Origin of the sequence: Paenibacillus sp. MSJ-34 (assembly GCF_018918005.1) — a bacterium.
GTDB lineage: Bacteria > Bacillota > Bacilli > Paenibacillales > Paenibacillaceae > MSJ-34.
Genome location: NZ_JAHLPR010000009.1, coordinates 38,635 through 58,462 on the forward strand (window position 1 = coordinate 38,635; position 19,828 = coordinate 58,462).

At 52.7% G+C, this 19,828-nt stretch carries 17 protein-coding genes and 1 pseudogene; 10 read left to right on the forward strand and 8 right to left on the reverse strand.

Annotated elements, in window-relative coordinates:
- Positions 1-55 precede the first annotated feature (55 nt).
- Positions 56-1,717 carry a glutamine--tRNA ligase/YqeY domain fusion protein gene (locus KQI79_RS06425; protein WP_216537403.1) on the forward strand — a complete coding sequence of 554 codons (1,662 nt, stop codon included), beginning with the start codon at positions 56-58 and terminating at the stop codon, positions 1,715-1,717.
- 395 nt (positions 1,718-2,112) lie between these two features.
- On the opposite strand, the gene KQI79_RS06430 is transcribed toward KQI79_RS06425, so the two are convergent.
- Positions 2,113-2,409 carry a hypothetical protein gene (locus KQI79_RS06430; protein WP_216537404.1) on the reverse strand — a complete coding sequence of 99 codons (297 nt, stop codon included), beginning with the start codon at positions 2,407-2,409 and terminating at the stop codon, positions 2,113-2,115.
- A gap of 305 nt (positions 2,410-2,714) precedes the next feature.
- Between KQI79_RS06430 and KQI79_RS06435 the strand changes: the two genes are divergently transcribed.
- Complete coding sequence (locus KQI79_RS06435) at positions 2,715-3,101, forward strand: FlxA-like family protein (protein WP_216537405.1); 387 nt, start codon at positions 2,715-2,717, stop codon at positions 3,099-3,101.
- A gap of 86 nt (positions 3,102-3,187) precedes the next feature.
- On the opposite strand, the gene KQI79_RS06440 is transcribed toward KQI79_RS06435, so the two are convergent.
- Positions 3,188-4,864: a response regulator transcription factor gene (locus KQI79_RS06440; protein WP_216537406.1), complete on the reverse strand. Its 1,677-nt coding sequence runs from the start codon at positions 4,862-4,864 to the stop codon at positions 3,188-3,190.
- A gap of 13 nt (positions 4,865-4,877) precedes the next feature.
- Positions 4,878-6,728: a sensor histidine kinase gene (locus KQI79_RS06445; RefSeq protein WP_216537407.1), complete on the reverse strand. Its 1,851-nt coding sequence runs from the start codon at positions 6,726-6,728 to the stop codon at positions 4,878-4,880.
- Positions 6,729-6,963: 235 nt separating this feature from the next.
- On the opposite strand from KQI79_RS06445, the gene KQI79_RS06450 reads away from it, so the two are divergent.
- The 7 genes and pseudogenes from KQI79_RS06450 (at position 6,964) to KQI79_RS06480 (ending at position 15,263) form a co-directional block, all read left to right on the forward strand.
- The gene (locus KQI79_RS06450) at positions 6,964-7,902 is read left to right on the forward strand and encodes an ABC transporter permease (protein WP_216537408.1); all 939 of its coding nucleotides are present in this window, start codon (positions 6,964-6,966) and stop codon (positions 7,900-7,902) included.
- Positions 7,903-7,932: 30 nt separating this feature from the next.
- The gene (locus KQI79_RS06455; protein WP_216537409.1) at positions 7,933-8,859 is read left to right on the forward strand and encodes a carbohydrate ABC transporter permease; all 927 of its coding nucleotides are present in this window, start codon (positions 7,933-7,935) and stop codon (positions 8,857-8,859) included.
- A gap of 24 nt (positions 8,860-8,883) precedes the next feature.
- A pseudogene (locus KQI79_RS06460) lies at positions 8,884-10,415 on the forward strand (ABC transporter substrate-binding protein).
- A gap of 92 nt (positions 10,416-10,507) precedes the next feature.
- Positions 10,508-10,957, forward strand: coding sequence for a DUF3905 domain-containing protein (locus KQI79_RS06465; protein WP_216537410.1), 450 nt, complete (start codon positions 10,508-10,510; stop codon positions 10,955-10,957).
- A gap of 1,088 nt (positions 10,958-12,045) precedes the next feature.
- Positions 12,046-12,609, forward strand: a complete 564-nt coding sequence (locus KQI79_RS06470; RefSeq protein WP_216537411.1) for a DNA-3-methyladenine glycosylase I — start codon at positions 12,046-12,048, stop codon at positions 12,607-12,609.
- Between the two features lie 132 nt (positions 12,610-12,741).
- Entirely contained in the window at positions 12,742-13,929 is a 1,188-nt protein-coding gene (locus KQI79_RS06475; RefSeq protein ID WP_216537412.1) for an amino acid deaminase/aldolase, read from the forward strand.
- On the forward strand, positions 13,917-15,263 hold the full coding sequence (locus tag KQI79_RS06480; RefSeq protein ID WP_216537413.1) for a D-arabinono-1,4-lactone oxidase: 1,347 nt from the start codon (positions 13,917-13,919) through the stop codon (positions 15,261-15,263). Before KQI79_RS06475 ends, KQI79_RS06480 begins: the two co-directional genes overlap by 13 nt.
- A 63-nt stretch (positions 15,264-15,326) precedes the next feature.
- On the opposite strand, the gene ytxJ is transcribed toward KQI79_RS06480, so the two are convergent.
- From ytxJ to KQI79_RS06500, 4 genes are all read right to left on the reverse strand, one after another.
- Entirely contained in the window at positions 15,327-15,665 is a 339-nt protein-coding gene (ytxJ, locus tag KQI79_RS06485) for a bacillithiol system redox-active protein YtxJ (protein ID WP_216537414.1), read from the reverse strand.
- A 105-nt stretch (positions 15,666-15,770) separates the two neighbouring features.
- Positions 15,771-16,085: a DMT family transporter gene (locus KQI79_RS06490; RefSeq protein WP_216537415.1), complete on the reverse strand. Its 315-nt coding sequence runs from the start codon at positions 16,083-16,085 to the stop codon at positions 15,771-15,773.
- Positions 16,085-16,432, reverse strand: coding sequence for a DMT family transporter (locus KQI79_RS06495; protein ID WP_216537416.1), 348 nt, complete (start codon positions 16,430-16,432; stop codon positions 16,085-16,087). The genes KQI79_RS06490 and KQI79_RS06495 overlap by 1 nt, the downstream gene beginning before the upstream one ends.
- 22 nt (positions 16,433-16,454) lie before the next feature.
- On the reverse strand, positions 16,455-17,030 hold the full coding sequence (locus tag KQI79_RS06500; RefSeq protein ID WP_216537417.1) for a TetR/AcrR family transcriptional regulator: 576 nt from the start codon (positions 17,028-17,030) through the stop codon (positions 16,455-16,457).
- A 171-nt stretch (positions 17,031-17,201) separates the two neighbouring features.
- Here KQI79_RS06500 and cls point away from each other — a divergent pair, with 171 nt between their 5' ends.
- The gene (gene cls / locus KQI79_RS06505; protein WP_483311370.1) at positions 17,202-18,710 is read left to right on the forward strand and encodes a cardiolipin synthase; all 1,509 of its coding nucleotides are present in this window, start codon (positions 17,202-17,204) and stop codon (positions 18,708-18,710) included.
- Between the two features lie 42 nt (positions 18,711-18,752).
- Here the strand turns inward: cls and KQI79_RS06510 are convergent, their stop codons facing one another.
- Entirely contained in the window at positions 18,753-19,589 is an 837-nt protein-coding gene (locus tag KQI79_RS06510; RefSeq protein WP_216537418.1) for an AraC family transcriptional regulator, read from the reverse strand.
- Positions 19,590-19,828 lie beyond the last annotated feature (239 nt).

Consider the following 19,828-nt stretch of genomic DNA (forward strand, 5'->3'; position numbering starts at 1 on the left):
TTGTCCGCCCAAGCGGTCGGGTACACGGATAACTTCTACAGAAAGGTTGATATCGGTGGAGAATAAACCTGCAGCATCCAATTTTATTAAAAATATCGTCATCGACGATTTGAAATCCGGCAAAGTCGATCAAATCGTCACCCGGTTTCCGCCCGAACCTAACGGCTATTTGCATATCGGGCACGCGAAATCAATCTGGCTCAATTTCGAACTCGCCGATGAATTTCAAGGAAAGACGAATTTGCGTTTTGACGATACGAATCCGCTGAAGGAAGATACGGAATTCGTACAAGCGATCAAGGAAGACGTCCGTTGGCTCGGGTTCGAGTGGGACGGGCTGTTCTTCGCTTCGGATTATTTTGAGGAAATGTATAACAGAGCGATTCTGCTGATCAAAAAAGGAAAGGCATACGTGGACGATTCGACGGCCGATCAAATTCGGGAAATGCGCGGCACGCTGACGGAGCCGGGACAGAACAGCCCGTACCGCGATCGTTCGCCTGAGGAGAATCTGGACCTGTTCGCGCGCATGCGCGCGGGAGAATTCCCGGACGGTTCCAAGGTGCTCCGCGCCAAAATCGACATGTCCTCGCCGAACATTAATATGCGCGATCCGGTGCTGTACCGCATCGTGCATGCGACGCATCACAATACGGGCGACCAATGGTGCATTTATCCGATGTACGCCTATGCGCATCCTCTGGAAGACGCGATCGAGGGAGTAACGCATTCGATCTGCACGCTGGAGTTCGAGGACCAACGTCCATTGTACGACTGGGTCGTAGCGGAATGCGAAATGGAACATGTGCCGCATCAATACGAGTTCGGGCGGTTAAGCTTATTGAACACGGTCACGAGCAAAAGAAAGCTGAAGCTGTTGGTGGACGAAGGGTTCGTGGACGGTTGGGACGACCCGCGCATGCCGACGATTTCCGGCTTGCGCCGCCGCGGATTTACGCCGAAGTCGATTCGCGATTTCTGCCGCGAGACGGGGGTATCGCGCGGTACCGGGGCGGTCGACCCGAAGATGCTCGATCACTATATCCGCGAAGATTTGAAGCTGGCCGCGCCGCGCACGATGGCGGTGCTTAGACCGCTCAAGGTGGTCATTACGAACTATCCGGAAGGCCAAACGGAAATGCTGGAAGCGGAGAACAATACGGAAAACCCGGAAATGGGCGTGCGCCAAATCCCTTTCTCGCGCGAAATCTATATCGAGCAGGACGATTTCATGGAAAACCCGCCGAGCAAATATTTCCGCTTGTTCCCCGGCAACGAGGTGAGATTGAAGAACGCCTACTTCATTCGCTGCAACGATGTGATCAAGGACGCGGACGGCAATGTAGTCGAGCTTCATTGCACGTACGATCCGGAGACGAAGAGCGGCAGCGGCTTTACGGGACGCAAAGTGAAGGGCACGATACATTGGGTCGACGCATCGCAGGCGATTCCGGCGGAATTCCGCTTATACGAGCCTTTGATCTTGGATGAGGAAGAAGAGGAAGAGGGCGGATCTTTCCTGGATCGCGTCAATCCGAATTCGCTCGAGATCGTACAAGGATTCGTCGAGCCGAACATGAAAGACGCCGAGCCGCACGATAAATTTCAATTTTTCCGCCACGGCTATTTCAATGTCGATCCGAAGTACAGCTCTCCCGGCAAGCCGGTATTCAATCTGATCGTTTCGCTGAAAAGCTCGTTCGAAGTGAAAAAATAAGCAAAACAGGCCGTGAGGCCTGGTTTTTTACGCATGGCGCGCGTTGTGCCGGTCATTTACCGATCGGCCGGCGCAGCGGTGAAACGATGAAGCCGCGGGCCGGCTCCGGCGGGCGGGGCAAGTACGGTTCACCGCTGCGCGGAGACCGGGATTTATCATGTACAAAATACAACATTTCGTTCTCTCTGCATATAACCATGATGCCGATGTTGCAGGTTTTACAACATGCCGGGGTTAGAACGGCCCATCTCGCCATTTTCCTGGCGATATTGTTGTACAAAGTGCAACATAACGGTCCATTTTACCCCCTCGCCCCCTAAAATGTTGTATTCTTTACAACTTGTGCAGCAGCCCTATGCCGGGAAAACGATCTGTTAGACCTGATTGATTCCGGGTTAGCCGCCGGAAGTATGTTTCCACCCTCCGCTAGCATGCTTCCACCCGCCGGAAGTATGCTTCCATCCATCGGACGTATGCTTCCATCCTCCGGGGTTGCCATGCCATCCAACTGAACCGGGATGCCACCCGCAAGAACCTCCATGCCACCCTCCATGCCATCCGCCATGATGATGGGCGCCTCCCCCCATATGATGCGGATGGTGATGCATGCAATGAGAATGGTGATAGTGATGAACCACATGATGATGGTGATGATGATAGTGTTTGCCCGGATGATCTTGATGACTCGACAATGCGAATCGCTCCTTTCGATTTGTTATGACTAGCGTATTCGCCGACGCATTCCGATGATGCTTGCCCATGCCCGTTTGGGTGCGAATTTGGGCGTTGGCCGAGTCGGCGAGGCGGATGGCGGGAGACCTCCTTGGTCGTCGCAAGCTGCTCAATTCGCACGGAGAGATGCCGAAACGGTTGAACCAGGGGTAAACTATTTCCTTCCAAATTCCGATATCTGTATATAAGAATGGAAATTTCGCCTGCTCGATACCTGCTCCTGCTACAAGACAAGGCGCGGTTTCCCTAGGAAGGAGGTTCTACAATGGATATGATCATGTCGTCGTTGCAAAGCCTTGCCCGTTCGGCAAGTTTGCCCGATACCGGCGGAGGCGGAGAACTCGCGCAAATCGACAGACAAATCAGACAATTGCAAAAGCGGAGAATGACAGTTTCCAAAGAAATGGCGGAAGTCGCAACCAGCGATGCCTCGCCGGACGAAAAAAAAGAGAGACTCGCAATGCTCAGCAAAGAAATGGCGATGATCGACGCCCAAATCAACATGCTGATGAACAGAAAGAAGCAGATTCTGGAGGATAAGCAAAGACCGAAGGAGAACTCGCCGGATCGTGCATCCGACAATCTTATGGAAACGCTTGAGCCGCAGCAGTCGCTTCACGATGCCAAAGTAACGATCGACATAAGAATATAACAGAGAAACGGACGCTTCATAGGCCGGCGAACAATGCCCCGCGCATGCTCTCCCGGCCTTTTCCCATTGCCTTCTCTTCCCGCCGATCACCGCATGCTTCTTAACTCGGAAGGCGAGATGCCGAAATGCTTCTTGAATTGCCGGTAAAAATAACTCGCATCGACATACCCGACCCGCTGCGCGATGTCGCTTGTCGTAAGTCTCGTATTCATGAGCAGCTTTTTGGCCGTTTCCATCCGGAACTTGTTTAAGTAATCCGAGAAAGCGACATTCGTTTCTTTTTTGAACAATTGGCCCAGGTAGCCCGGAGATATGCGGAAGGCTTGTCCCAGCGTCTTTAAGGAAAGCTCCTCCGCGTAATGATCGCTTATATGCTGGAGCACTTGCCTGACGACAGGGCTCAGCTTTCCGTCCTCTTCGGCCATGCAATCGACAGCCGCCCCGGCGATATATTTGACATGTTCGTTCAATTGCTCGAGCGTCCGCACTTTGAACAATTTGGAGAATAGCTGCTTGTAATCGTTAGAAATCAATTCATTGCTCATGTTCATATCTTTGGCGAAATGTTTCGCGCGAATCATCATCTCGATCGCCGCGTTATGGATTTGCGACGGCGTTGCCGTGCCGGGGACCGATAGCCGACGGAACAGCGCATCGATCCATGCCAGGACGGCGTCTTTGTCCTTGGCCAGGAGCAGCTTCTCGTAAGTCTGCAAATCGATCCGGGCGGCGGCCGAATCGGCGGCGCCATGCAGAAGACCGTAATCGAGCCATTCTTCGTCGTGGTTGACCAAATCGTATTCCTGCATGTTCTTGGCACTGGCATAACTGCGGCTTACGTTGGCGAAGGAAGGCTCCGTGCTTCCTGTCGTGGCAATGATCCGCACCTTCCACAAGCGTTCCATATCGGTTCGAAGTTGCCGAATCAACCGGTAGCGCGGCGCTTGCTCCGGATGGGGAGACTGCGAAGCGGCTATGATGACGATATCTCCGTCGGCGTCGCAAAAACAGACGCATTCCCCGCCGTCCCCGATCGTTTCCCGGCAATATTGATACATGGCCGCGATGACCCGGTCTTTGCGGAACAGGTAAGGCGGCAAGGCGGAGGGATCGGGAACGCCGGCCCATCCCGGCTTGTCGTTAGAGCCTGTTTCGTAATCGCCGGTTCCGGCGTTAATTCCGGCTGTCGTGCTCGGCTCCGCGAACATGTCTGCAAAGACGGGCTTCATCGTGAAGACGGTGTAGTAAGGAGCGGCGATCTGAAAGCCGAGCAATTTCGAACGGTCTTTGAGCTCCGGCGCGCCGATGCCGCCCGTTACCCAGCGGTACAAAATATTGTCGCGCAGCACGTCGAAACGGCTTTGGCCGATCCATTCCTTGCGTAGCGCGTCGTCGAGCTTGCGAACGGTATTTTTGACCGTTTCCTTCAGTTCTTCCACATTGATCGGTTTCAACAAATAGTTTTCGATGCCGAGCGTAATTCCTTGTTTCACATAATCGAACTCATGATAGCCGCTTAATATTATAAATTTCATTTGCGGGTTCAGCTTCTTCATTTCGCGGATCAATTCCAATCCGTTCATGACGGGCATTGTAATATCCGTAATGAGAATGTCGGCAGGCTTCGATTTCAGCGCTTCCAAAGCTTGCCGTCCGTCCTCGGCCTGGCCGGCGATCTCCAAATGGAACTGTTCCCACTCGATCGCATAAGGCAAGCCTTCCAAAATAAAAGGTTCGTCGTCAACGATAAATACTTTGTACATGCAGGGAACCTCCTCAATGTTTATAGGCTGCTGCGGCAATCTCGGTTTCGGGAGCTTTCATCGCCGGCAATATCATCGTTACGGACGTGCCGGACCCGAGCCGGCTATCGATCCGCAAGCCGTACCGTTCGCCGAACATCGTCTTTAGTCTTTCGTGAACGTTCGTCAACCCGATCGACTTGGACGAATGCGGATCCCGCCGCTCCAGCATGCGCCGAATCTGTTCCAGCTTCTCCGGCGCGATTCCGTTTCCGTTATCCCGAACCGTAATGCATAGATCTTGTCCCGCCAATTCCGCCGCGATCGAGATCAGATTATCGTCGCGCTTTAACCGGATGCCATGCATAATGTAGTTCTCGACGATAGGCTGCAGCGTCAGCTTGACGATCGGCCGCTCGGCCAGTTCCGGTTCGATCTCGACGTGATAAGAAAATTTATACTTATGGCGAATGCGGAACAAATCGAGATACCGCTTGCAGTATTCGATTTCGTCCGACAAGGAGATCACCGTGCCGCTCTTAATCGAATATTGGAGCAATGTGCCCAGAATATAGATCATATCGCTGACATCGTGGGCTTTCTTGGCAATGGCCCGCATTCGTATCGCTTCGAGCGTGTTGTACAGAAAATGCGGCTTGATCTGCGCCTGAAAGGCGACCAGTTCCGCCTGCTTCTTCGTAATTTCCGAGGCGTAAACCCGGTCGATATATTCGGACAAATCCGCGCACATTTGATTGAAACGGGTGGAAATTTCGAATAGCTCGTCTTCTTTTTCCATCGGAATGCGAACCGTCAAATCGCCGTTTTGCAGCTTCTTCATCGCTTGAATAATCGTTTTGGTCCGTCTGGAGAAATGTTTGATCGTAAAAAAAGTAATCGAAAGCGCGGCCAGGGTGCAGAGCGAGGTCGTCAGGATGAGCGTGTTTTTCAGCCCGTTGTCCGCGCCGCGGACTTCCGATTCGGGCATAATGCCTGCAATGAGAAACCCGGAATTGTTGGAGGCGTTCACGTTGACATAGGAAGGCTCCTCCATCGGCTTTTTGCCGTCGGCCGTATGAAGCTCGGACCAGTAGGGGTATTTCCCCCCGTAATACCGGTTCGACGAATCGAACAACACTTGTCCGTCTTTCGTTAATACGACGATATATCCTTTGATTTCCCGGCCCATATTGCGGAACGACTTGAACATGCCGTTGATATCGTAATTGATCACCAGATTGCCTACGTTTTGCTGGGTGGACGGATCGTTAATGGCGCTGACGGTCGTCAAGACATGATTGTTTTGCACGATGGCTTGCAGGCCTTGCATTTCTTCGGTTTGCATAAACCGCGGCGGCCCCGCGGCGCTGCCGGGCGGTGCGAACACGCCGGCTCCTTGCTCGAACGGATAGTATCTTTGGTATTCGTTCGGTTTCATAATGTACGCGAACTTTTTGGAGTTGCTGTACAGCAAGATGCTGTGAATATCGGGATCGTCGTCCATGCGGAAGCGGAAAAACGTGTTCATGTTCCGCGCTTTCGTATCCGCGCTTTTGGCGTAGCGGTCCAAACGGTAGCTGATATACGGGCCGAAGTCGTGCCCAAGAAAATAGAGGACGTCGTCCAGCATCGTTTTTTCCAGGTAAAGCTGCTGCATCACCTGCAACGAGTCCACATATTTCGCATCCAGATATCCCCCGACATGCTCCAGAACTTGTTTGTTGAAATCCAGGTCGTTGCGTATGGAGGTATCGGCGAAATATTTGAATACGAACACGGATAAGGACGCTAAGGAAAGAATTGTAATGCCGGAGTAAATAATTAAAATTTTGTTGAACAGTTTTCGTTTCCAATGCGTTCGGTACAATTCGGCGATGTTGAACATGCAACCAACTCCTGTCCCAATTCGCTTCAAGAGACGATGCCTGCCAGCGGGCAAGCTCATTTTCTACATGCATGTTACGAGGTTAGTAATAGAATAACATGAAGAACCTAAACTTTTCCAAAAATATTTAATTAGTGCAGCAAATCATTAATTTCGCAACTTTTCCGCCGCGAAAATATCCGTTACTGTCGAAGTAGAAGCGAAATCGCATACTTTGCGCTCGGGGAGGGGAAATATGAAAGCGCTTCGAAATGTTGCCCGCGGTTTCTATCGCAATAAAGCTTTTCTGTTGATGGTGCTGCCCGGTGCGGTCTGGTTTTTGCTCTTTTCCTATTTGCCAATGGTCGGCACGGTCGTCGCATTTAAACAATATCGTTTTCACCGCGACGGTTTCTGGGCGAGTATCGTGAACAGCAAATGGCTCGGCTTGAACAATTTCGAGTTTCTATTCACGACGAACGACGCGTTCGTGATTACGCGGAACACCATTCTGTACAATGCGGTATTTATCGTCAGCGGATTGGTCGTCTCGGTCATGATGGCCGTTATACTAAGCGAAATCGCGAATAAAAAGTTGGCGAAGCTGTATCAGACCGGCATGTTTCTGCCCCATTTCCTGTCATGGATTATCGTCAGCTATTTTGCGTTCAGCTTTCTCAGCGTCGATAAAGGCGTGCTGAATCGGATCATTGCCTTCTTCGGAGGAGAAGCGGTTCCCTGGTATTCGGATACGACGTATTGGCCGTATATTCTCGTCGCGATGAATCTATGGAAAACGGTCGGATATTCGAGCGTCATCTATTTGGCGGCGATCGTCGGCATCGACCGGTCGTATTACGAGGCGGCGATGATCGACGGGGCGAACAAGTGGCAGCAAGTCCGCAACATTACGCTCCCGATGATCAGGCCGTTGATCGTTGTTTTGACGCTGCTGGCGATCGGGCGGATTTTCTATGCGGACTTCGGGCTGTTCTACCAAGTGCCGCGAAATTCGGGATCGCTGTATCCCGTCACCAACGTCATCGACACGTACGTCTTCCGCGGGCTGAAAGTGAGCGGCGAGATCGGCATGACGACCGCGGCCGGGCTGTATCAATCGCTTGTCGGATTCATACTCGTCCTGACTTCCAACTATGTCGTTCGCAAAATCGATAAAGACCAGGCGCTGTTCTAAGCGCCCGGATAGGCGAAAGGAGGGGGAACGTTGGATAACGCCGCGACGAGAAGAAGGGATATTCATAGGCTGCCGCCGCTATGGAATGCGGCTTGTCATGCGATTGCGGGGCTGTTCGCTTTTGCGTGCGTGTTTCCTTTTTTGTTCGTATTCATCATCTCTTTGACGGACGAAGAGACGTTGTCGCTTAACGGGTACAGCATTTTTCCCGCCAAATGGAGCGCGGCCGCTTATCAATATTTGTTCAAAACGGGAGACCAACTATTGCGGTCGTATGGAATAACGATTTTCATCACGATCGTCGGCACGGCGATCAGTTTGGCCGTCATCTCGCTGTACGCCTATGCGCTGTCGCGAAAAGCTTTTAAGTATCGGGGACTGTTCTCGTTCATTGCGTTCTTCACCTTGCTGTTCAACGGCGGCCTCGTACCGTTCTACATCGTGGCAACGCAACTGATGCATTTGAAGGACTCCGTCTGGGCGTTGATTCTGCCGTTGACCGTCAACGCGTTCTATATTTTGATCATGCGAACGTTCTTTGCGACGATGGTTCCCGATGCGATTATCGAATCCGGAAAGATGGACGGAGCCGGCGAATTCACAATTTTCGCCAGACTTGTGCTCCCGCTGTCTCTGCCGGGGCTCGCGACGATCGGGCTGTTCAGCACGCTCGGGTATTGGAACGATTGGTTCAACGCGCTGTTGTTCATCGACGAGCCGAAGCTGGTTCCGCTGCAGTCCATGCTGATGCGCATCGAGAACAATATGCAGTTTATTTTGCAAAATTCCAATTTGCTGAACAGCGGGGGACAAGGTTTGGAAGTGATCCGGTCGATGCCGGCGGACACGGCGCGCATGGCGATGGTCGTTTTGGCGACAGGCCCGATAGTGCTCGCTTACCCGTTCTTCCAGCGATATTTCATCCAGGGCTTGACGATCGGCGCCTTGAAGGAATAACCGAATCAAAGGGAGGAAAAAAGAATGGTTCAAAAGGCAAGAAAAAGTTGGTTGATGTCGCTCGCGTTGGTCCTTCTTATCGGCTTGACGCTCGCGGGATGCGGCAGCGGCGGCGCGGGAGGCGGCGATCCGGTTGCGCAGCCGCCGCAAGCGGAAGAGAGCAAGCCGTCCGAGGCTGCCGCGCCGCAGGAGAAATCGGGGAAAGGGGAGCCGGTAGAACTGATCTGGTATATGATCGGCACGCCGCAGAAAGACACTGACAAAGTGTTTGAGGAACTGAGCAAGTACACGAAAGAGAAAATCAACGTGACTGTGAAAATGAAGCTGCTCGACTGGGGCGATTACGATACGAAAATGCCGGTGATCGCCGCGTCGGGCGAGCCGTTCGATATCGCCTTTACGTGCTCCTGGGCATTCAATTATGTCAATAACTCGCGCAAAGGCGCATTTCTGGAATTGAACGAATTGCTCGACCAATACGGGCAAGGCATTAAAGATGCGCTGCATCCGGCGTTTTTGGAAGGCGCGAAAGTAGACGGCAAAATCTATGCCGTCCCGACGAACAAAGAGCTCCCGGCGCAAAATGTATGGCGTTTCAATCAGCAACTGCTCGAAAAATACAATTTGGAAATTTCCGGCGTCAAATCGCTCGAAAGCTTGGAACCGCTGCTGAAGACGATCAAGGAGAAAGAGAAAGGCATCGTCGTCTATGCGGGCGATAAGAACATTAAGCCGATCATTCCGTTCGACCTGGTGGACGAATCGTTGCCGGTCGGCATGCCGCTCGGCGGCGGAGAGAAACTGGTGAACATTCTGGAAACGCCGGAAATGATGCAAGCGTTCGAAACGATGCACAAATATTATAATGCCGGATACATGGCCAAAGACATAGCGACGCTTACTTCGTCCGATCACGACAAAACGGGCAAATGGTTCGCCGACAAGGCGAATACGGCTCCGCTCGCGGATAACCTATGGTCCGCTTCATACGGGTACAAGGTCGTATCGACGCCCGCCGACGATCCGCTCGTCTACAACTGGTCCGTTACGGGAAGCATGAACGCCATATCCGCCACGTCCGAGCATCCGGTCGAAGCGATGAAATTTTTGAACTTGCTGAACACGGATCTTATGTAAGAAATATGGTCGGCTACGGGATCGAGGGCGTTCATTACAAGAAAATCGGCGAGAACCGCATCGAATTGCTGCCCGCCTCCACGGAAAGCTATGCCGTTCCGGGCTTCGCGCTTGGCAACGTTATGATTACGTACTTGCAGAAGGACGATCCGGACAATAAATGGGAAGAGTACGAGAAATTCAATAATTCCGCCCAAAACGCGCCGCTGCTCGGCTTCAACTTCGATCCGACGCCGGTGCAGAATGAGATCGCCGCGCTGCGGAACGTGAAGGAGGAATTTTATCCGCCGATCATGACCGGCACGGTCGATCCGACGAAGGCGGTTCCGCAAGCGATCGAGAAATTCAATGCGAACGGTTTGGCGAAAGTGATGGAAGAAATGCAGCGCCAGTACGACGAATGGAAAGCGAAGCAATAAGGCGGGGTATGGCAAGGATTGGGGCGGAACATACTAAAAATGCATGTTTCAAAAGTCAGCAGGCTAACACCGACGAGAAAGGAAGATGACTTATGGACCAATCCCCTCAAGACGGCCGGAAGAAGATGTCCCCGGCCGAAGCGGAGCGATCGAACGCGGAAGTTCTCGACGACGATCCGAAGCTGGACCCGTTCGAGATCGAGTTTCTGCCGGAGTTCCGCGAAGGGAGAGGGCCGGAGGGCCCGTTCGTCAACGAATTCGGCGTTGTGATCGGAGACCATGAGTACGAATCGCCGCAATCGCCGCTGCAGCAATGGTCGGAGGAAACCGAGCCCGAAGTGATGTCCGGGGACCAGTGGGTTCATCCGTTTAAAGATATCGGCTTCCGAACTTCCGCCAACCGCGCCATATTCGAGAAAGGCGAAGATCCGCGGCAGGGATCGTTTATGCACCCGCCGCTGCAAACATCCAATTTGGCCGGTCCGCCGCGCAGGCCGAGGGAAGATTCCGATCCGAGCGGGCCGGAGCGGGAGAACGGCTAAGCGATGACGGCCGCGCGTTGCGCGCTTGGATGCTGTGCGACGCAGACAGGCATCGCAACGTTGGTAGCCGCCGCTCGCCCCGCCGGAACGAGGCTTGCCCCTAGAGGCGGCCTCTTCTTTTTTTATTCGTCCCGTCAGAGGAGCATAGTAAAATGTTAAAAAAATGAATCCGCCATTTCGATCTGTTACAACCGCTTTAAACGAAAGGAATTATGAGATTGGCTTATAATGCAGGAATTCCGCCCTAACCATCCCATTTTCCATCGAAGCGAGTAAAAAGATGCATGTTGCCGCACGCCGCGCTCGGGCTGCACGGGCGAGAGGCGCTAAGCGTTATGGGCGCTATGCGCCGTGGGCGCGGGATGCTGCGAGCCCATGCCTCGCGGTGCGGGCTGATTAGCCGCTTATGCTGCCTATGCGCCCTGCTGCGAGCCTGGAATCGCCGGTCGAGCAACTGTAACGAAAGTGAGCGCTCTTATTTTCGATTTTTTAGCATAATTGAAAATGTAACGGATCCGGACGACGCTATTTGCTCGTAAATGTTCGGAAAGACGTTCTATTGGCACAATAACGTCCCCTACATCCGTTACATTTTGCAAAACCGCCTATTGAGCCGCAATAACGGCTGTGAGATCCGTTACAAGTATACAACGGCATCGAACAGACGCGTCGGAAAGCGAAACGGGCCTCATGCGCCGGAATTTTCCGGCATATTGATTGAGGCAGGCGTCAATTTCCATCATACCGCGCAGCGGCTGACGACCCGTCGGGCCGTCGGGCGGACTAAACGAAACATATACACGCTATTAGCCCGTAAATCACCTTGTTGCCGGCGTAACGAAACTGGAACACGCTAATGAGGGGGAAACGGCGGTAAAACGGCCGATTTCCAATGAATAGCGATACGTACTTTCGTTAGGATGGGAAAGTCCTCATTTTGAGCCCAATAAGGATTAGCAGTTTCGCTAGAGCCCAAACAGAGCGCCGCCGCGCGAACCCGCGTGTCCTCCTTTCAAAAAACAAGTTGAACAGGAACGTTTGTTTGGTATAATAGAGACAAACCATAACAGACGGGAAGTGAGAATGGAATGACGACGAGATGCGGCTGGGTGAATGAAGATCCGTTATATGTCGAGTACCATGACCGCGAATGGGGCGTGCCTGTGCACGACGACGGCAAGTTGTTCGAAATGCTGATTCTTGAAGGAGCGCAGGCGGGACTCAGTTGGTATACGATTTTGAAAAAAAGGGAAGCGTACCGCGAAGCGTTCGATCGTTTCGATCCGTATAAGGTGGCGCGGTACGACGGGGAGAAAATCGAGGAATTGATGAACAACGCCGGAATTGTGCGCAACCGGTTGAAGATTAACGCGGCCGTTGCTAACGCGCAAGCGTTTTTGCGCATCGTGGACGAGTTCGGCTCGTTCGACCGTTATATTTGGCAGTTCGTCGGCGGCAAGCCAATACGCAACGCGTGGACGGAGCTGAAGGAAGTCCCCGCCAAGACGGCGGAGTCCGACGCGATGAGCAAAGACTTGCGGAAAAGGGGATTCAAGTTCGTCGGATCTACGATCTGCTATGCCTATATGCAGGCCGTCGGCATGGTGAACGATCATCTTACAAGCTGTATTTGTTACGAACGGAATCGCTGACGGGGAGCAGCGATTTTTTTCATGTCCGCCGATTTTTTTATTCGCGAAGGGGGATTCCGGCGCGAATTTCGAATAGTATGAAATAGACATGAAATTGGTTCGTTAGACTGCCGGAAAAGGTGGGACGTGAAGATGCGCCAGTACCGGGATTATAAAGCGGTCTTTGCCGGGATTCCGAAGCCGTTCGCATACGTCGATCTCGATCTGCTCGCCGAGAATATTCGGCAAATCGCGGCGCGCGCGGGGGGAAAGCGAATCCGGATCGCGAGCAAGTCGCTGCGCTGCGTAGACTTGATGAAACGGATTATGAATGCGGACAACTTATTTCAAGGCGTCATGTGTTATAGCCCATTGGAAGCGCTTTACTTGGCGGATCGGGGCTTTGACGATTTGTTGATCGGTTACCCGGCATGCGAGCCGGAACAACTCGCGCGGATCGGGCGATACGCGAAGGAAGGGAAACAAATGACGCTTATGGTCGATTCGGCCGCCCATGTCGAATTGATCGAAGCGGCTGCGGAGCGGGAGGGCGTCTGCATCCCGGTCTGTATCGATATCGATATGTCGCTGGACGTTCCGGGCCTGCATTTCGGCGTATGGCGTTCGCCGCTGCGCTCGCTCGAAGCCGTTGCCGATTTGATGCGGCTGATCGCCGCTTCCAAACGGGTCCGCCTCGAAGGGATCATGGACTATGAGGCGCAAATTGCCGGAGTTGGCGACCGGATGCCCGGACAAAGGCTGAAAAATACGGTCGTCCATTGGTTGAAACGGCGTTCGGCCCGCGAAGTTCGAGAACGGAGAGCGCACGCGGTACAATTGGCCGGCGAATTAGGCCAGCCGCTCCGCTTCGTCAACGGGGGCGGAACGGGCAGCTTGCAGACGACGGCGCTCGAACCGGCGGTGACGGAAGTGACGGCGGGCTCCGGCTTTTACGCTCCCGCACTATTCGATTATTACCGCGATTTCCGGTTGCTGCCGGCGGCGGGGTATGCCGTGGAAATCGTGCGCCGGCCGCGTTACGATCTGTACACATGCGCCGGCGGCGGCTATATCGCGTCGGGATCCGCGGGACGGGAGAAACTGCCGTCGCCCTACCTGCCCGCGGGAGCCGAACTGCTGCCGCTCGAAGGCGCGGGCGAAGTGCAGACGCCGGTTCGGTATCGCGGGGACGAACCGCTGGAGCTCGGCGATCCGATTTTTATGCGCCATGCCAAGGCGGGAGAGTTATGCGAGCGGTTCGATCGGCTGCTTCTCGTTTCGCAGGGCCGGATCGTCGGCGAAGCTCGCACATATCGGGGGGACGGACAATGTTTTCTGTAGAAGAGGTGCGCCTGAACAAGAACGGATGGCAAAATTGGTCGGGCAGCGTGAGCAGTACGCCAAGCGGCGTTGCATATCCGCGCAGCGTCGAGGAAGTCGTCTCGCTCGTGAAGCAATGCGCGGCCAAGGGTACACGGTTGCGCGTCGTCGGATCGGGCCACTCGTTCACCGGGTTGGTTCAAACCGACGAACTGATGGTTTCGCTCGACTTGCTGCAAGGAGTCGAATCCGTCGACATGGACGAAGGCACGGCAACCGTGTGGGCCGGCACCAAATTGAAGCGGCTCGGGGAAGAACTGTTCGAACACGGCGTTGCGCAGGAGAATTTGGGGGACATCAATGCCCAGTCGATTGCCGGCGCCGTCAGTACGGGGACGCATGGAACCGGCATCGGATTCGGGAGCCTATCCACCCAACTTGCCGGCATAACGGCGGTAACGGCGGCGGGGGAAGTGGTGGAATGCTCGGCGGACCGGCAGCCCGAGCTGTTCCGGGCGATGAGAGTGTCGCTCGGCATGCTCGGCATTATCGTGCAAGTGAAGCTGCGCGTCGTGCCGGCATTGCCGTTACGCTACGAAAGCCGGCGAATGCCGTTCGACGAATGCTTGCGGCAACTGGAACGGTTGAAGACGGAGAACCGCCATTTTGAATTTTACTGGTTCCCTTATACGAATATCGCCCAAGTCAAGACGATGAACGAGACGGAAGAAAAGCCGGGGAAACCGAGCCGATGGAACGAATGGAAAGTGATGGCGATGGAGAACGGCGTCTTCTGGCTGTTGTCCGAAGCGTGCCGGCTCTTTCCGGGATTATGCCGACCGGTAAGCCGGTTATCCGCCAAAGGCGTGCCGAACGTGCGGGAAGTCGGGTACGGCCATCGGCTGTTCGCGACGCCGAGACTCGTGCGGTTTCAAGAAATGGAGTATAACGTCCCTGCGGATGCGATGAAGCCGGTGCTTGCGGAGATTCGGTCATGCGTGGAACGGAACCGGTTCGCGGTACATTTTCCGATCGAATGCAGGTACGTCAAGGGAGACGATATTTGGCTCAGTCCCGCATACCGGCGCGACTCCGCCTATATTGCGGTGCATATGTACCGGGGAATGCCGTACGAGCGGTATTTCGCTTGTTTGGAGGAAATATTCCAGCATCATGGCGGACGTCCGCATTGGGGGAAAATGCATACGATGCGAGCGGAGCGGCTGGCGGCCGCCTATCCGATGTGGAACGAATTTCTGCGCATCCGCGAAGGGCTCGACCCGCAGGGCATGTTCGTGAATTCGTATTTAAGCGAACTGATAGGCATAGAGCGGAAGCGGCTTAGTCCCGTCTAATCTTGCGAAGTGAGACAAGAGGGCGGCAGCCGCTATGGGGCCCCGCCCGCTCTCTTGCGCCGATTAATCCAGAACGGCCTTGATATGTTCCTTCGTCACGGCCCAATGGGTCGCGCTCCAATATTTCGCCTTATCCTTAATATAAATGATTTGCGGGGACTCGTGCTTCAAGGCGAGATCTTCCGCGATTTGGTTCGAAACCGGGCGGCTCTCGATCACTTTGACGAGAACGTAGTCGAGGCCTTCGTTCGGCTGATCTTGCAAATATTGTTCGTATTCGCGCAGCGCGTTGGCGCTGACCGGGCAAGTCGTACTATGTTTCAACACGACCTGGCCGCGATTCGCGGACGCTTCCAGCATATGATTCCATTCGTCGATGGACGTAATTTCTTTCCATTGCATACCGACATGGCTCCTTTCTATAGTTACTTCATATAAGTTCTATTCTACTATACCATAAGGACGGCGAGTCCTACATAGATGCAGGAAGCTCTCCATGCGGAGAGCTTACGTAAACAGCTTCAGGCCGATCGCGCCGGCGAGCACTAAAGCGATAAAAAAGACGCGCCGCCAATCCTTGGATTCGTTATACAGAAACATGCCGACGAGCGCGCCGCCGACCGTTCCGATCCCGGTCCAAATCGCATAGGCGGTTCCCATCGGAATCGAATTCATCGCGACCGACAGCAAGGAGAAGCTTGCCGCAAAGGATATGATTAACAAGAGATAAGATTGCAATTTACCGTTTGTCGCCACCTTTTTAATCCCGATGACTCCCGTTACTTCGCAGAGGCCTGCCAATACCAGACATAACCAAGCCATTATGCGTCCGCCTCCTTTTCCTTTTCTCCCGTAACCAGTTTCAATCCGATTACGCCGGAGAGCAGAACGAGGACAAGCAATATTTTGACCATGTTAAACGGTTCCCCGAATAAGAGCATTTCCGTCAGGACCGTACCGGCGGTGCCGATCCCGGCGAAGACGGCGTACACCGTGCCGACCGGCAAAATTTTCGCCGCGCGAATGACGACGACAAACGAGATGGCGATCGCGATCACGGTCAGCGCCCATTCCCACCATACGGCGGAGTGCTTGAGTCCGGAAACCCATAAAATTTCGATGATGCCGGCAATCAATACATATACCCAGCCTTTATTGGCTTGTTTCATGATTCTCTCCCCCCAATGATGACTACTTGCAAATTCCGCGCCAAAACAATGTCCAGGAAGCGTCCAGCCTTTTGCGGAAACGGTCGGCGCCTCCGTACAGCATTTCCACCAGGTTGCCGTCCAACAGGCACATGAAGGCCGACGCCGCTTGATTGGCGTCGATGCTGTCGATTTCCCCTGTTGCGGAAGCCTCGGTAAAAATACGGGCAAGCAGCAGTTCCAATTGATCCAAGTAGGCATACACTTGCTCCATGATTTCATCGTATAGCGCCGGCGGGGGAAAATAAGACATCCGCAGCCAAAACTTCATTTTATCGTTGCGCTCGTACCGCTCTTGATATTGGGCCAGCATTTCATACAGCCGCGCGTGCAGCGGCGAATGGCTGTTCAAGGCGAAATAATCGCGTACAAACGCCAATTCTTCGTGGAACACTTCTTGCACGACATGGAGGAACAAATCCTCTTTTCCTTTAAAGTGTGCGTAAATCGAAGGTTTTTTAATGCCGACCTCTTCAGCAATATTTGCTAGCGAACTGCCGTCATATCCGTACTTGGCGAAATGGGCCAGGGCCACCTCCTGAATTCGCTTTGCGGTCATGATGATGCACCTCCTTTTCCTACCTAACGATCGTTAGTTAATAATATCTCACATTATATGCCCGGTGTAAAGGGGATCATTTGAAATAAATGAAAAGAGCGTCCTTCCTTTCAATCCGCTTTTTGGGTATCATAATAGTCATAAAACAATCGGTTCAAGAGGGGAATACAGGTGAGGCGTTCAGTCGTTGTTATCGTATTTATCATTATCCTCGGCGGATTGGCCTATTATAGCGGAGGTTATATCAACAATCTGATTCCGAAAATGTTCAGCGTGCTCCTTTCGTTGTCCGTGCTTTCCATCGGGGTCGTTATCTTTTTGGAAAATCGTCATCCATCCAACACCGTTGCCTGGATTCTTCTGCTTGCGCTCATTCCCGTCGTCGGTTTCGTATTTTATTTATTGTTCGGGCAAAACTACCGGAAACGGCGGCGGTTCGACCGGAAAGCGATTCAGGATAAGGAAGTCCATCGCAGCATCGACCAATTGACGACAAGGCAGCGGGCGGAATTGGAGGAATTGACGCAAAACCAGCAGAAGCTGCTGCATTTATCCCATAAAATCTCCGATAGCGTCATCTCGTTTTCGACCAATACGAAAATTTTAACGAACGGGGAAGAAACGTTTGCCGCGATTTTGCAGGAATTGGAGAAAGCGGTCCATCATATTCATATGGAATATTACATATACCGCGACGACGCAATCGGGACGCAAATTAAAGACATTCTCGTCGAGAAGGCCCGCGCAGGCGTCGAAGTCCGGTTTCTATACGATGCGGTGGGCAGCTACAAACTGCCCTTCTCCTTCCTGGAAGAGATGCGCAGGGCGGGCATCGAGGTCGTTCCGTTCGAACCGGTCCGGTTTCCGTTTCTGTCGAGCTCGGTCAATTACCGCAACCACCGCAAAATTGTCGTCATTGACGGGAACGTCGGCTTTATGGGCGGATTGAACGTCGGCGACGAATATTTGAGCCGCAACAAAACGTACGGATTTTGGCGCGATACGCATATGTTCGTCAAGGGCGAAGCCGTTCATTCGCTGCAAGCGATATTCGTGCAGGATTGGTTCTATATGACCGGCAAGGCGCATGTCAGCGCGGAATATTTCAGACCCGAGCCGGAGCCGGAAGCCGACGGGGCGGTGCAGATTATCGCCAGCGGTCCGGACAATAAGCGCAAATCGATGAAGCACTTGTTCTTCTCCATGATTACGTCGGCGCGCAAATCGATTTGGATCGCCACTCCGTATTTTATCCCGGACGAAGATATTTTAACGGCGCTGCGGGTGGCCGCCTTATCCGGCATTGAGGTGAAAATATTGTTTCCTGCCAAGCCGGACCGCTGGATGCCGTTTCTGGCGTCGCATTCCTACTTCTCGGGATTGATCGAATCGGGCGTAGACATTTACGAGTACGAGAAAGGATTTCTGCATTCGAAAATATTAATTATCGACGGGGAGACCGCGTCGATCGGCACGGCCAATATGGATATGAGAAGCTTTCATTTGAACTTCGAGGTGAACGCCTTATTGTTTGGGACGGACAGCGTGCAAACGATGGTGAGCGATTTCAAACGGGATTTGAAATATACGAATTTGATCAATCCGGAGAAATTCGCCCGCCGCAAGGTGATCGTCCGCTTTCTCGAATCGGCGGCGAGATTGTTCTCGCCGTTGTTATAGCGGAACGGTATGTGCCGGGCCCGGAGCAGCGGGGTCCGGTTTTTATTTGTATTGATTCGTTTTGCGATATTTCAAAGGGGAAGAGCCGGTCATTCCTTTGAATATTCTGCCGAAATGGGTTAAACTATCGAAGCCGACGCGCTCGGCAATTTCCGACACCGTTAATTTGGAGTCTTTCAGCAGCGTACAAGCTTCTTTCACCCGAACGTTGTTTACGTATTCAATAAACGTAAAGCCGGTCGAGTCTTTGAAAGTTCGGCTTAGATGAGAAGGGCTCATATAGAAGTTTTTCGAAATATCATCCAAGGTGAGCCGCTTGGCGTAATGATGATTGATATAATTGACGATGCGGGAAATTTGTTTATGCGTGCGGTTCGATTCGATGTAAAGGCCGCGATGCCCGCTATGTTGTTTGCGCCCGATGAAAATGAGCAGCTCGATGAGGAGCAATTTCAGGTAAAGATCGGACTGCGGCGATTGGTTCGTATGTTCGGCAATCATTTTATGAAACAGCCCTTCGACAAAACCTTGCTCTTGAGCCCGCAGCTTGATCGCACTCGATCCGGATTGGAAGCAGGAACAAGGATCGAAAGCTTCCTCCGCCGGCAAGAAACCTTCGAGAAACTCCTTCTTGAACTGCAGCGTCACTCTCTCGTACATTGAACCGTTCGAATTGATTAGTTTATGGATATCGTTCATATTAATCAGCAGGAGAACGCCGCCAACGACCTGGTACGTTCGATCCCCGATAAAATAATAGAGCTCGCCGGAAATGATATATAGAATTTCGTAAGCGTCATGATAATGATCGGAAGGGATGCTGGAATGCGTTTTCCGTTCGCGGCTAATGCCAAAAAGATCCGATTTGTAAAATTTCATTGCCCAAACAACCCCCTGTAATACAAGAATGCGCTTTCATTGATCATATCATGCGGCATGATGGATTGAATACTGTTTTACAATCTTTTACTTGGCGTTTATATCTAGCTAACATTCGCAACGGATAATGGAGGGGCATCATTTTCGCAATAAACGTTGAAAATCGAAGTTTTTGAGAAAATATGTAGAGAATGTTTGCGAATGATTGCGCTATAGTAAACTCAGATTCGGCTGGTTGG

What these genes read in the sequence shown, in the direction of transcription:
- KQI79_RS06465 (WP_216537410.1), top strand. Translation starts at nt 10,508, where the DNA reads ATGGACCAATCCCCTCAAGACGGCCGGAAGAAGATGTCCCCGGCCGAA.
- KQI79_RS06480 (WP_216537413.1), top strand. Translation starts at nt 13,917, where the DNA reads ATGTTTTCTGTAGAAGAGGTGCGCCTGAACAAGAACGGATGGCAAAAT.
- KQI79_RS06445 (WP_216537407.1), bottom strand. Translation starts at nt 6,728, where the DNA reads ATGTTCAACATCGCCGAATTGTACCGAACGCATTGGAAACGAAAACTG.
- KQI79_RS06475 (WP_216537412.1), top strand. Translation starts at nt 12,742, where the DNA reads ATGCGCCAGTACCGGGATTATAAAGCGGTCTTTGCCGGGATTCCGAAG.
- KQI79_RS06510 (WP_216537418.1), bottom strand. Translation starts at nt 19,589, where the DNA reads ATGAAATTTTACAAATCGGATCTTTTTGGCATTAGCCGCGAACGGAAA.
- KQI79_RS06435 (WP_216537405.1), top strand. Translation starts at nt 2,715, where the DNA reads ATGGATATGATCATGTCGTCGTTGCAAAGCCTTGCCCGTTCGGCAAGT.
- KQI79_RS06470 (WP_216537411.1), top strand. Translation starts at nt 12,046, where the DNA reads ATGACGACGAGATGCGGCTGGGTGAATGAAGATCCGTTATATGTCGAG.
- KQI79_RS06450 (WP_216537408.1), top strand. Translation starts at nt 6,964, where the DNA reads ATGAAAGCGCTTCGAAATGTTGCCCGCGGTTTCTATCGCAATAAAGCT.
- KQI79_RS06500 (WP_216537417.1), bottom strand. Translation starts at nt 17,030, where the DNA reads ATGACCGCAAAGCGAATTCAGGAGGTGGCCCTGGCCCATTTCGCCAAG.
- ytxJ (WP_216537414.1), bottom strand. Translation starts at nt 15,665, where the DNA reads ATGCAATGGAAAGAAATTACGTCCATCGACGAATGGAATCATATGCTG.
- KQI79_RS06490 (WP_216537415.1), bottom strand. Translation starts at nt 16,085, where the DNA reads ATGGCTTGGTTATGTCTGGTATTGGCAGGCCTCTGCGAAGTAACGGGA.
- KQI79_RS06495 (WP_216537416.1), bottom strand. Translation starts at nt 16,432, where the DNA reads ATGAAACAAGCCAATAAAGGCTGGGTATATGTATTGATTGCCGGCATC.
- KQI79_RS06440 (WP_216537406.1), bottom strand. Translation starts at nt 4,864, where the DNA reads ATGTACAAAGTATTTATCGTTGACGACGAACCTTTTATTTTGGAAGGC.